Annotated in this window: 12 protein-coding genes; 9 read left to right on the forward strand and 3 right to left on the reverse strand. The window is 35.1% G+C overall.

Features of this window, described 5'->3' with window-relative positions:
- The first annotated feature begins 118 nt into the window (after positions 1-118).
- The 5 genes from alaS (at position 119) to PHV37_08495 (ending at position 4,653) form a co-directional block, all read left to right on the forward strand.
- Positions 119-2,740 carry an alanine--tRNA ligase gene (gene alaS / locus PHV37_08475; GenBank protein ID MDD3238113.1) on the forward strand — a complete coding sequence of 874 codons (2,622 nt, stop codon included), beginning with the start codon at positions 119-121 and terminating at the stop codon, positions 2,738-2,740.
- Between the two features lie 29 nt (positions 2,741-2,769).
- Complete coding sequence (locus PHV37_08480) at positions 2,770-3,138, forward strand: hypothetical protein (GenBank protein ID MDD3238114.1); 369 nt, start codon at positions 2,770-2,772, stop codon at positions 3,136-3,138.
- Between the two features lie 62 nt (positions 3,139-3,200).
- The gene (locus PHV37_08485; protein ID MDD3238115.1) at positions 3,201-3,551 is read left to right on the forward strand and encodes a hypothetical protein; all 351 of its coding nucleotides are present in this window, start codon (positions 3,201-3,203) and stop codon (positions 3,549-3,551) included.
- An 11-nt stretch (positions 3,552-3,562) separates the two neighbouring features.
- The gene (locus PHV37_08490; protein ID MDD3238116.1) at positions 3,563-4,054 is read left to right on the forward strand and encodes a sigma-70 family RNA polymerase sigma factor; all 492 of its coding nucleotides are present in this window, start codon (positions 3,563-3,565) and stop codon (positions 4,052-4,054) included.
- A gap of 20 nt (positions 4,055-4,074) precedes the next feature.
- On the forward strand, positions 4,075-4,653 hold the full coding sequence (locus PHV37_08495; protein ID MDD3238117.1) for a Spy/CpxP family protein refolding chaperone: 579 nt from the start codon (positions 4,075-4,077) through the stop codon (positions 4,651-4,653).
- Between the two features lie 47 nt (positions 4,654-4,700).
- On the opposite strand, the gene PHV37_08500 is transcribed toward PHV37_08495, so the two are convergent.
- On the reverse strand, positions 4,701-5,201 hold the full coding sequence (locus tag PHV37_08500; GenBank protein ID MDD3238118.1) for a YajQ family cyclic di-GMP-binding protein: 501 nt from the start codon (positions 5,199-5,201) through the stop codon (positions 4,701-4,703).
- A gap of 112 nt (positions 5,202-5,313) precedes the next feature.
- On the opposite strand from PHV37_08500, the gene lexA reads away from it, so the two are divergent.
- Together lexA and PHV37_08510 are read left to right on the forward strand one after the other, a co-directional pair.
- A complete protein-coding gene (lexA, locus tag PHV37_08505; protein MDD3238119.1) occupies positions 5,314-5,889 on the forward strand; it encodes a transcriptional repressor LexA in 576 nt (191 codons plus the stop codon).
- Positions 5,890-6,018: 129 nt separating this feature from the next.
- Positions 6,019-7,209, forward strand: coding sequence for a hypothetical protein (locus PHV37_08510; protein ID MDD3238120.1), 1,191 nt, complete (start codon positions 6,019-6,021; stop codon positions 7,207-7,209).
- 30 nt (positions 7,210-7,239) lie between these two features.
- Here the strand turns inward: PHV37_08510 and PHV37_08515 are convergent, their stop codons facing one another.
- A complete protein-coding gene (locus PHV37_08515; GenBank protein ID MDD3238121.1) occupies positions 7,240-8,988 on the reverse strand; it encodes a sugar phosphate nucleotidyltransferase in 1,749 nt (582 codons plus the stop codon).
- A 464-nt stretch (positions 8,989-9,452) separates the two neighbouring features.
- Here PHV37_08515 and PHV37_08520 point away from each other — a divergent pair, with 464 nt between their 5' ends.
- Together PHV37_08520 and gpmI are read left to right on the forward strand one after the other, a co-directional pair.
- A complete protein-coding gene (locus PHV37_08520) occupies positions 9,453-10,850 on the forward strand; it encodes a tetratricopeptide repeat protein (GenBank protein ID MDD3238122.1) in 1,398 nt (465 codons plus the stop codon).
- Positions 10,851-10,911: 61 nt separating this feature from the next.
- Positions 10,912-12,435 (forward strand): 2,3-bisphosphoglycerate-independent phosphoglycerate mutase, encoded by a 1,524-nt coding sequence (gene gpmI, locus PHV37_08525; GenBank protein ID MDD3238123.1) that lies wholly within the window; start codon positions 10,912-10,914, stop codon positions 12,433-12,435.
- Between the two features lie 47 nt (positions 12,436-12,482).
- Here gpmI and PHV37_08530 read toward each other — a convergent pair whose 3' ends face one another.
- Positions 12,483-13,334, reverse strand: a complete 852-nt coding sequence (locus tag PHV37_08530; GenBank protein MDD3238124.1) for a hypothetical protein — start codon at positions 13,332-13,334, stop codon at positions 12,483-12,485.

The raw sequence follows: 13,334 nt of genomic DNA on the forward strand, positions 1-13,334 counted from the left end.
CTTGCAAGCCAAAAAGCGTGCTATGAAAGAATTTTTACAAAACTTTTGCACATAATATCTTTGTAGTAAAATCAAATAAGAGAATATTTAGCAAATTGAATTAAAGAGGAAATAAGAAATGGCAACCCCACTCACAGGAAATGAAATCAGAAGAGCATTTTTAGACTTTTTCAAGGAGAAGCACCAATCTACGGAGGTCAAAAGCTCGAGCCTTGTTCCTGATAACCCGACAGTATTATTGACAACAGCGGGAATGCTCCAATTTTTGCCGTATTATTTAGGGCTTGAAAAAGCACCGTTTGACCCTGCAAGAGCTTGTTCATGTCAAAAATGTGCAAGAGCAGGCGGCAAAGACTCTGATATTGAAAATGTGGGAAGAACCCCAAGGCATCATACTTTTTTCGAAATGTTAGGTAACTTTAGCTTCGGTGATTATTATAAAAATGAAGTTATTCCTTGGAGCTGGGATTTTGTCACAAATTATTTAAAATTAGACCCGGAAAGACTCTGGATAACCATATTTGAAACCGACGATGAAGCATTTGATATTTGGCACAATAAAGTCGGAATCCCTGCTGACAGAATAATCCGCAAAGGTAAAAAAGACAATTTCTGGGGACCTCCCGGTGCTACAGGTTCTTGCGGTCCATGCTCAGAAATCCACTATGACCTAGGCGAAGACCTAAAGTGTAGTGATGATTGCTCAATTGCCACCTGCGAATGCGACAGATGGGTTGAAATTTGGAATCTCGTTTTTACAGAACTTTTCCAAGATGAAGAAGGTAATCAATCGCCTTTAGACAAAAAAAATGTAGATACAGGAATGGGCTTAGAACGTATAACAATGGTAGTTCAAGGCAAACGTTCAACTTTTGAAACAGATCTTTTGAAACCGATTTTAGACCAAGTTTCTCAAATGACAGGTGTTCCTTATAAACAAAGTGAAAAAACTGATATTTCTTTGAGAATAATCACTGACCACGCTCGTTGCGTTTCATTTATGATTTCTGACGGCGTTGTACCGGGGAATGAAGGTAGAAGCTACGTTTTAAGAATGATAATGAGAAGAGCTCTAAGACACGGAAAAATACTAGGACTAGAACTCCCGTTCTTGAACAATCTCGTTGATACAATCGTAGACTTATACAAAGAAGCATATCCTGAACTTGAAAAAAACAGAGATAAAATTAAAAAAACAATTAAACAAGAAGAAGAAAGATTTAACAAAACTCTTGATAGAGGCTACAAATTAATAAATGAATTGATTGAAAAGAACGAAAATATTGACGGCGAAAGTGCCTTCAAGCTATATGATACCTTCGGTTTCCCATTAGAACTTACTGTTGAAATAGCTGAAGAAAAAGGCTTGAAAGTCGATGTTGAAGGTTTTCAAAAAGCTATGCAAGAACAAAAAGAAAGAGCAAAAGCAGCTACTCAAAAAATCAGCCTTACTGATGATTTGGTCTATGTTGCAATCGAAAATGAACACGGCTCAACTGAATTTACTGGCTATGATGAACTTCAATCAGAAGCTAAAATTATTGCAAAAGTCGATGTCGATAATAATTTTGTCGATGTAATTTTAGACAAAACTCCATTTTACGGCGAATGTGGCGGTCAAGTAGGTGATACAGGCTTTATCGAAAATGACTCATTTAAAGCCGAAGTTTTGAATACATTCAGAGTTAATAAATTATTCGTCCACAGGGTTCAAATAATTAACGGGGAACTAAAAACAGGTGAAACAGTTTCCGCAAAAGTTGATGCTCAAAGACGTAAAAATATCGCAATCCACCATACAAATGCCCACTTGCTCCAAGCAGCCTTGATAAAGGTTTTAGGCGAAGAGGTAAAACAAGCAGGTTCTTATGTAGATGAAACAAAAACTCGTTTTGACTTTTCTTTCTCAAGAGCAATGACCGCTGATGAAATACAAAAAGTTGAAAAAATCATGAACAATTGGATATCAGAAGGTCACTCACAACACACGGACATTATGGATATTGAAGAAGCTAAAAAGACAGGTGCAATGGCATTATTCGGCGAAAAATACGACCAAAAAGTAAGAGTTGTAAAAGTCGGCAATATATCATCTGAACTTTGCGGCGGAACTCATATTAAAAACACAGAAGATATCAGATTAACAAAAATTGTATCAGAAGGTGCAGTCGCAGCAGGTACAAGAAGAATTGAAGCGATTTGTGCAGACAGTGCATTTCAATTCTTAAACGAAAAAGCATCTGAAATCGACGCACTTGCACACAAATTTAAAGCACTTCCATCTGAAGTAAACGAAAGAGTCAAAAAACTTGTCGAAGAAAACAAACTTCTACAAAATGAGCTTTCTAAACTAAAAGCTGACATGGCAAAACAAAAATTCCAATCTTTTGTCTCAAAAGCAGAAGACATAAAAGGCGGAAAACTCTTTATCAGCAAGCTTGACGGACTTGATATGCAAGCTGTAAAAACAGGGGTTGAACTTCTCGGTTCAAAACTTGGCAATAGCATAATTGTATTGGTTTCAGTAATATCTTCTGACCAAATATTAATTATGGTAAAAGTCGACGATGACTTTGTAAAACACGGAATTAACGCCGGAAAAATAGTAGGCGAAATAGCTCAAGCTACAGGCGGGAAAGGTGGAGGACGTCCAAACTTTGCACAAGGAGCAGGCAAATCCACAGAAGGTGTCGATGAAATCCTTGCAAAAATAAAATCCGACATTAGCAATTCACTTTAAAATAAGAACCTATAAACCTGAGATATAAAATGAAAAGATATTTAATATTTATAGCCCTAATAATTTCATGTCCAATAGCAAATGCCCAAAGCTATTGGGACAATTATATCCCCAAACCTATTACAGAAGGCTCTTCAGAGCCATTAACGGTGATGCAAATAAATGATAAAATTAATCAATATAAAACTCAATCTATAAACGCAGAACCAGAACCCACTATTGAAATTCAATACAAAGGTAATCGTAAAAAAAATATGCGAATAAGGGCTCACGCAGTTCCATTATCAGATGCACCGTTTGAAATAAAGAATGAAATATTGGAAAAACAAGTAACTCAAATGAGAATGGAAATTAACCTTTTGGAATCAAGATTAAGAAACCTTGAATTAAACAAGTAAACCTAAAAATGAACTTTCCCACTCACCTATCGTTCTATATATTATGAAAGGCTAAAATCATAATGAACGAAAATTGCGACAAATACGAAGCATACTTTACCTTTGCCAGCGAAGAAGATTACAAAAAGCACCTCATTGAATGCAACGCTTGCAAAGATGAATTTAATTTGCAAACTAAAATTTCATCATTAGTAAAAGAAGTAGCAGATGAGTACAAAAAGCGAGAACGCAAAAAGCTAAATACCTACAAAATGGCTTCTTGCTTGGCTATACTACTAATCACATTCTCTTGTTTAGCGACATTCACTTATTTAAACTATACGCAAAATAATAATTATGATAATTATCAAGAAACAAATCTTCTATACTCAATAGGTGCAAATATCGATGAATACGGGCTTATACAAAATTAGTCAGGATTAATGTGAAAGAAATAATAGAAAATTATAAGAACGGAATAAAACTCATAATTAAAAATATGACCGGTAAATACAACGAAGATATTGAGCAAGAAGTATATATCAAAACTTGGACCCACTTGGACAAATACAAAGAAACAGGGAAATTCAAAAGTTGGATAAATACAATTACGGCTAATACTTGTCGGGATTATCTAAAATCTTCTGTATTCAAAAAATCCCAACAAACAGACTCCTCAGAAGATAATTTGCACAAACTTTCAGACAATGCGATTTCTTTTGACGAAAAAATCATAGCCAAACAACGCCAAGAAGAGATTATAAAAGCTATTAACTCGCTAAAACCGAATTTCAAAGAAGTTATAGTAATGTATGAAATCTATAACCTAGATTACGAAGAAATATCAAAAAGAATTAAAAAGCCAGTAGGCACAGTGAAATCGAGGCTTTTCAATGCAAGAAAAGAACTCGGTGTAATACTAAAAGATTTATTATAAAAAATCAGGAAGGAGTCTAAATGAAAAAGACTACACTATGTCAAATTGCACTTGCTATCGCATTAGTAGGGACATTTGCAGGAATTTCAGAAGCAGCTCAATGTCAAGGAAATCCACGACCCAACCCGCCAATGAATGACAGAATGGGACCACCTCCAATGAGAGCCAATCTTACGCCCGAGCAAAAAGCAAAAATGAAAAAAGAACATGCAAAACAAAAAGCAAAATTCGACTCAAGGCTGAACTTAACAGCAGAACAAAAAGCAAAAATCGAACAAAATCGTATCGAGTCACAAAAGAAAATTAAACCTCTAATCGACCAAATGAAAGCGAAACGTGAAGCTATTCATAAAATTCAAGAATCGAATATGTCTTTGGCTGAAAAGGACAAGAAAATAGCCCCATTAAAAGAAGATATAAAAAATTTAAGGAAAGAAGCTCATCAATACAGAGAAGAAAACCGTAAAGCATTTGAAAGCGTGCTAACGGACAAACAGAAAAAAGAACTTGCTAAAATGAAAAAAGAACACGAAAACAAAATGCAAAAAAACATGAAAAATCACAAACCGCCAATGAGTCATACCCCATACGACAAATAAGCTATTAGTAAAAAGCTCCTTGAAAATCGAGGAGCTTTTAATTTATTTTATCTGTAATTTTGGAATTGTAAAGGAATATCATATTTTTCTTCATTTTCACGCAAGATTTGAATTACAGCCTGCAAGTCATCTCTATTTTTGCCGCTGACTCTAACCTGATCAGCCTGAATAGAGGCTTGCACTTTAAGTTTTGAATCCTTGATATCAGCAACAATTTTTTTAGCAAGCTCAGTCGTTAAGCCTTTTTTAAGATTAAAAATTTGTCTGACATTTCCCCCTAGAGCGTTTTCAACCCCTTGCGGGTCTAAGATTTTGATAGAAATATTTCTTTTAGCGAGTTTAGATTGCAGAATATCTAAAATATTTCTAAGTTTCATATCATCAGAAGTAGTAATAGTAACTGATTTATCACCATCTAGAATCACATCAGAATTTGTATTTTTAAGATCAAATCTTGAAATGATATCTCTTTTGGTTTGGTCAACTGCATTCAAAAGTTCTTGTTTATCGAACTCTGAAACAACATCGAAACTAGCATCTTTAGCCATATAATTCTCCTAATCTTTATTGCTAATAAAATAATCTACACAATTATAACAGATATTTCATATTTTTAAAAACACGCTTGACATATTATAGACATTTGTCTATAATAAAAATATGCTAACAGAGAAACAAAAAAAATTCTTCGAAAAATTAAAAGAAATGTACGGAAAAGAAGCTCTCCCCAGCTTCGAAATTATCGCCAATGATTTTGGATTTAAACATAAAAATTCCGTATGGCAGTATTTTAATAAACTAAAAGAAGCAGAATTAATATATGAAAGAAATAACAGATTTTATATATCTAAAGAAAGCTTCGGAGCAATTTTATTTACCCACGCTGTCAAAGCAGGCTTCGCAACAGTTGCAGAAGATACTATAGAAAAAAGAGTATCTTTAGATGAAAGTTTTGCTATCAACAAGCCTTCGACATTCTTATTTACAGTATCAGGCGACTCAATGATAGACCTGGGCATTTTTGAAGGCGACAAAGTAATTGTCACAAAAACCTCTGAAGCAAAAAATGGAGATATAGTCCTTGCCTATATAGATGACGGCTATACGCTCAAAACTTATCGAAAAAAAGAGAACAAAGTATGGCTCCAACCTGCAAATGAAAAATACCCGAACTTGTACCCCAAAGAACAACTGATGATTTTCGGAGTGGCACAAGGTATCGTCAGAAAACTTTAACAAATTTCCTTCCTAAACCGAAAAAGTGTACACGTCTAATCGGTTTAAATATGCGGATACCCCACTATCCGCATACCCTTTTTAATATGTAATATCCCCTCTTACAAGTCAAACAAAGTAGAACGGATTATGCGAAAAGAAAAACAAATAGCACTCGTTGATTGCAACAACTTTTTTGTAGGTTGCGAACAAATAATGAACCCATCATTATATGGAAAACCTGTGTGCGTAATGAGCAACAACGACGGGTGTATAGTTTCTCGTTCAAATGAAGCTAAAAAACTCGGAATAAAAATGGGTATGCCATATTTTATGGCAAAAAAAGAATTTCCGACAGCCACCTATATTACGGGGCGTTTGGGACTTTATCATGCCATATCACAAAGAATAAGAATGTTGCTTTTTGACTTTTCTCCGTCTGTAGAGATATATTCAATCGACGAAGCTTTCTTGGATTTGACTGACATCGACAAAATTTTCAATTTAAGTTACGAAGAACTCATAAAAAAAATAAGGGACACAATTAAAGAACAAACGGGAATTCAGGTTTCAGTAGGGCTTGCACCAAGTAAAACCTTGGCAAAAATCGCAACTGCCAAAGCAAAAAAGGGCGATTTCGTTTATAGAATAAAAAAGGAAGATATTCAAAAAGAATTAATTGAATATCCGGTAGAATCCGTGTGGGGAATTGGAAAAAATCTAACCTCTACCTTCAAAAGTTTCGGAATTTTTACAGCATTTGATATAACAAAAAAAGATGATGATTTTCACAAAAAACATTTGGGTAAAAAAGGGCTTGAGCTAAAATACGAGCTTTTGGGTGAAAGCGTAATTCAAAAAATAGACAACGATGAAAAGCCAAAATCCATACAAAAGACATCTTCTTTCAAAAAATGCACAAATGACAAAGAATATATTAAAAACGAACTTTTGACGCACTTGCATAATGTTTGTGCAAAACTTCGACGACTTAACTTGGGAGCGAAAGAACTTTGCGTAATGCTAAGGAGCAAGGATTTCAGAGTTTACGTAGAAAGAGTGGAGCTAGGCAGATTTGAAGATAGCGAGTATGCCTTAGCTACAGTCATCGACAGACTTTTTGAACGACTTTATTTTGAGCACGTTTTATACCGTTCTTCAGGGATTTTTGTTAACAAGCTCAAAGAGAACGTGGCAAACCAGCTTGAATTTTTCAGAGATGAAAATAGAGAAAAAGCAAAAAAGATATCAGAAGTTTGGGATAAAATAGAAACTAAGTACGGACGGAATGTCTTCAGCGTTGGCAGACTACCTGTAAACGAAAAAAAAGAGCCTCACTAAGAGGCTCCTAAATAAACACGTAATATATTTTTAATCAGCATTGTCATAAACAATGCAATTTCCGTTTAGGGTAGTAGCTCCGTATTTTTCTTCAAATTGAGCCAATTTTTCACGAGCAGATTTATTCATAAACGTAACGCCTGAATCTTGGTCAACGTTGTCGACAGCATCATTTAACATAAATTTTGGCAAGCCGTAGAATAAATTTTCAGGAGAATCAGCACCGTGAGTTGATGTTTCTTTAGCCATCAATCTGAAAGTTTCAGGGATAGTAACATCTTTGCCGAGGTCGTCCCAGAAAGCAGCCCCTCCCCCTTTCTTTTCAAGAAGTGAAGTATAGCATTTCATAGGTTCGCCATTTTCGTCCTTAAATTCACCTTTTTGACAAGCTTCAACGAGCGGTGTAATAAAGTTTTTAGCCAAACCGAGTTCTTTAGGTGATTGCATAAGCTCCACACCCATATTTTTCAATTTAGAAAGTGCTTGAGGCCCGATGATATAAATACCGGGGTTTGCCATATATTTGTCTTTTCCTTGAACTTTGGCTGGAGCTGCGGCTTCTAAAGTTTTTGGTTTTTCGACAAAGGATTTTATCTCCAAGGTGCCGTTATCACGAGGAACAGCTTGCATAAGCCCGAAGTCTTTAGCTCTTGACTCAGCAGCTTCATAGTAAGGAATCAAGATAGCGGCATCGGCATTTTTCTTGTAAGCCTCGTAAGCCCTTGTTATATCAGCGTTGGTAATAGTGTCTGCGTTGAGAATAATCAAAGGGGCATCTGTTTTTGTAGTGTCTAAAGCTAATGCCTTTGCGATACAGCCACCATCTCCGAGGTTAGTTTCTTGCAAATTTTGTTTAACATTGTCACCTTTTAGTGTGCCTTTACCGGACAGATACTCAAAAGCATCTTCTTGAGAATTATCTAAGTAGCCTGATTTTGCCATTTGGTCTAAAGCATTACACATTAGTGTATAATTAGGGTCGGTCGGGAGCTTAGCTGCAGGCTTGCAATCAGCGTAGTCAAACAATCTTGTACCATAACCGCCTGCCAAGACCATAAAAGTAGGACGGTCATTTTGAACAAGGTCAATCGCATCACCTCGTTCTACATTTGAGTGAACTCCACTTTTTCTGTAAGATTCAGAAGCATCATAGACTCTATCTTCTTTGTTAAAAACAACGACTTGAGAATCTCCACGCCCTTGGAACGAAATATTTTTAGAATCAGAACCTGTTTTTGCTTTACCTGCATTAATTATAGAAAATCCATTTTCATTTTCGACGTTTGCCCCCGGCAGAACTTGAATTTTTATGCCAATTTCTTTGTCAACGATTTCAGCAACGGGAGCAAATTTACCTGTTTTCAATCTAACTTGAGGTAAATTGTCGTTGAGCATAGATTTTGAAATTTTAATAGATGACTTATCAGAACCTTCTTGTGTAATTATATAGTTGCGAATAGCTTCTTCAGGATTAGTTTCCGCATCGATTTGAAGCCCTTTATTTTGCCCGCCCATGCCTGTAGATTCAAGCGAATCAGATTTTTCGACATCAAAGATATTTGGGATATAAGCTTGGAAATCCTCAACTACTGCACCAAGAGAAGCAGCACTACCGAAGCTGATATTAGCAAGGGCATTTTGTCTTATTGCCATATTAGCTTTTGGCGAATTAATAATTGTTTGAGATTGCGTGACAGGGTTTTTAGCCACATCATTAGCTTTTCTTTGAAGCTTAGAAGCGGACGCTGAAGTTGAATAAGCACTAATACTTTGAATCATTTTTCTCTCCTTAATAAATATAAACGCAGAAATTAATACATAACTTACCGATTTTGGTGTACAAGACGCCTCGCGGAGGGTGCAGAAAACACCGCAAGAATCTTCACACTTTATGGATGCTCTATTATCAAACCACCAAAAAATATTTTTTGACACCTAATTTAACAAAATTTTACATAGAAAAAAGCTATGAATTTAGGGGTTCATAGCTATAGATTAGGGATATGTGTATCGTCGTCTTCTAAGGAGTATAGATGTATTTTAGCAATGATGGGGTGGACATAAATCATACAAAATTATGAATAATTTTTTTTTCTTTAGCATTTTTTCGTATAAAAGAAGTATGGAAGTTTTTGAAAATAGGGTTTCAAAAAACGACTCCCGAACATGGCTAGCCTAGAAGATGAGGCAATTTTTATTTAGTGTTGTATAATAATATTTATAAATAAAAATAGGATAAGATAATGAAACAACAAGTATTGGTAAATCAAGCTCAAGCCTTGATGGATAACGACAATTTTGAACAAGCATATGAAATGTTAAAAAAAGGCTATGAAGCTGAAAATAATAACGCTGACTTAGTTGAAAAGCTTGCACTTGCAGCAAAAACACTGGGCAAGGAAGAAGAATCAATCGAATATTGGGAAAAACTTGTTGAATTATCTCCTGAAAATTTCATGGCATACAATGAGCTCCAAGACTTGTATTTCAATACAGATAAACACAAATATTATTTAACAAGAGCAAAAATCAAAGTTTTCCAAGGTAATATGGGGCAAGCTATAACAGACTACAAAAAAGCAATAGACTCAACAACTGACGAAAACGACATAATCAATACAAGATTATTACTGGCAAAGGCATTTGAATTTGTAAAAAAAGAGGGAAATGCGATAGATGAATATTTTAAAATATTAGACCATAAAGAAGATTTGGCAGTATTTTATAAACTTGCCGATTTGTATAACGAAACAGGCGACCCTCATTCAGCGATAAACGTCTTGGACAGGGCGATTGAAGCATACCCTGACAACACTGAAATAAAAGAATTTATGGCAAAATTGCTGATAAATACAAATCAATTAGATACTGCATTAAAATTTGTGCAATCGGACCTGAATAAGGTAAAGATATATTTAATGCTTGACGATAACGAAAAAGCCTATGAAATTCTCAAAAACTCAGACCACTCAGATGCACAATATAACTTGTTAATGGCGGAATATTATTTTAACAAAAAAGATTTTGCAGCCTGCAAAGGAGAAATTGAAGCCTTTAAAACGAAAGAGCCTAATAGCCCTCTTGTATATCAAATGAGTGCATTAATTGATGAAGAGCAAGACAATATGGCACACGCTCATTATAATTGGGGACGCTATTATCTAATGAAAGAAGATAGAGCGATGGCACAAAATGAATTTTTAATCGCCCACAATATCGACCCTAAAAATCTTGATGTAATCAATGCAATCGTAAAAATATATGAGGCGAACGGTGAAACTCATGCTTTGCTTGAATTTTATGAAAAAATTCTTGAAATCGACCCCAAGAATGAAGCTGCACTTGAGAATCTTGCCAAATTTTATAAAGACATGTGCGAATTTTCAAACGCAATAAACTACTATGAAAAACTTTATGAACAAAACAACAAAAACTATAAAATATTAAAAGACTTGGCATATTGCTACGAAAAATCAAAAAACAACTATTTAGCAAAAGAATATTATAATAAATACTTGGCAAAAGCACCATTAACACCTGAAAACGAAGCACTAAAGGCTAAAATAAACAAAATGTCAGAAGAAACAATGCAAGAAGATGACGGATTTCTAAACAAATTATTTAGCTTTTTTTCAAAATAGCTTTAAGTTTTTTCTTTATAAGAGATAATATTGTCAGGTATAGAAGAAAAAAGGAAACGAAATGTCTGATAGAGTATTATTGTGCATAATGGACGGATGGGGAATCAATAAAAACAGCTGTCCAAAAGATGCAACCCAAAAAGCAAAAACCCCAAATTTTGACAGATTAAAAAAAGAAGAAAAATATACAGAAATATATGCTGACGGAGAACACGTGGGATTGCCTGACGGACAAATGGGGAATTCAGAAGTAGGACACTTAAATTTAGGTGCCGGAAGAATTGTTTACCAAGAGCTTACAAGAATAAACAAATCAATAAGAGAAGGTGATTTTTTCAAGAATACCGTTCTTTTGGATGCTATAAAGCATGCTAAAGAAAACAATTCCGGATTGCATTATATGGGTTTAGTTTCAACAGGAGGCGTTCACAGCTCACTTGACCACTTGATGGCTTTGATAGAACTTGCACATAAAGAAGGTTTAAAGAAAGTCTATATTCACGCATTTTTAGATGGACGTGACACACCTCCACAAAGTGCCGTTGAATACATTGAACAAGTTGAAAACAAATTGTCTGAATATGGCTTGCCAAAAGTTGCGACCGTATCAGGCAGATATTGGGCAATGGATAGAGATAACCGTTGGGACAGAGTCGAAAAAGCATATAATTGTTTACTCTTTGGAGAAGGACAAAAGGCAGGAACTGCAGTTGAGGGTATAGAAGCATCTTATGCTATAGGCGAAAATGATGAGTTTGTAAAACCGACAGTAATAACAGGGGAAGACAGCAGAATAGAAGATAATGACGCTGTTGTATTTTTCAACTTCCGACCGGATAGAGCAAGAGAAATTTCAAAAGCAATAACCTTCTTAGAATTTGACGGATTTGAAAGAAAAGCAGTAAGAAAGAACTTGTTCTATTGTTCATTCACTCAATACGACGCAACTTTCACATTCCCTGTTGCATTTGAGCCACAAAAACTAACAAATATTTTGGGCGAGGTTCTTGATAAAAATGGTGTTCATCAATTCAGAACGGCAGAAACCGAAAAATATGCACACGTTACATTTTTCTTTAACGGAGGAGTTGAAACTCCAAACAAACTCGAAACGAGAAAGCTTGTAGCGTCACCGAAAGTTCCAACGTACGACATGCAACCCGAGATGAGTGCTCCTGAAGTATGTGAGAATGTATTAAAAGCACTTGATGACGAGCAATACAAATTCATCTTGGTAAACTTTGCAAACCCTGATATGGTTGGACATACAGGCGTAATGGAGGCTGCCGTAAAAGCAGTTGAAACAGTTGATTCTTGCGTCGGCAAAATTGCCACAAAAGCAAAAGAAAAAGGGGTAACAATGCTTTTGACAGCAGACCATGGTAACGCTGAATGTATGGAAGACCCTGTTGAACACACACCATATACAGCTCATACGACAAATCCTGTACCGTTTTTAATTATAAACGGCAAAGGTGTTAAACTTAAAGACAGCGGGGCACTTTGCGATGTTGCACCTACTATATTAGAAATATTAAAAATCAGCCAACCTGAAGAAATGACAGGTAAGAGCTTGTTAAAATAGACAAAAAATAACATATATAAAGAAAAGACCCGCAATGGGTCTTTTTTTTATTGTTTATCATAAAGAGTTTTTAAAAGAATGTTAGCATCATTTTCACGGTTCAAATGCCTGTAGCAAGCAGCAAGACGGAGTGTATATTCAAGTGGAAGTTCAGGATTTATAGCAATAGCTTTTTCAATATTTTGAGCAACATCTTTGTACCTGTCTTTGGTTGTAGAATATATCCAAAACGCATTTGACACTTTAAGATAGGCTTCTTGAGAAACAGGGGTTCTTTTTATAAAATTTTTAAAAGAAGATTTTGCTTGGTCTTCGGCACCCATTTTAAGAACGATGACACCGATTTTATAATATGTATCAGCCCTTGATTTATCTGATATTCTTGCGTAAGTATAATATTTTGTGCACTGATAGATACTTTTTATGGACGCAGTTTTTAAGGCATCATCGCAGTAGGCATCGGAAATAGTGAGCATATTTTCAATTTGATTTTTGTCATTGATATTAATTTTTCCGAAATAGGATTTGGCTAGTTTTCTGTCACCATTTTTAAGATTAATAACCCCTTTTATAGTATTACAATTTTGATTATTCGGATATTTCAACAAGACTTTAGAGGCATAAATATTAGCTAAATCATATTTTTTTTCGTTGAAATATATTTGAGCTTTTAGTCTGTTTGCGTCAGTATTTTCAGGCATAATAGCCAAGATTTTGTCGCAAAGAGCTAGCAATTGAGACTCATCATTTGTAGCGGACTTAATATTTAAAGAGAAAGAGGCAGAATAGAAAGAGTCCAAATAAGCTTCATCAATATGATTAGCTGGAACGCTTGCAAAGCAAGAAGAGCCGAGAGTAACGACTAAAAGTGAAGTAAAAAAAGCATTTTTTATATTCAT

The organism is Candidatus Gastranaerophilales bacterium (genome assembly GCA_028693235.1).
Lineage (GTDB): Bacteria > Cyanobacteriota > Vampirovibrionia > Gastranaerophilales > Gastranaerophilaceae > JAQUVW01.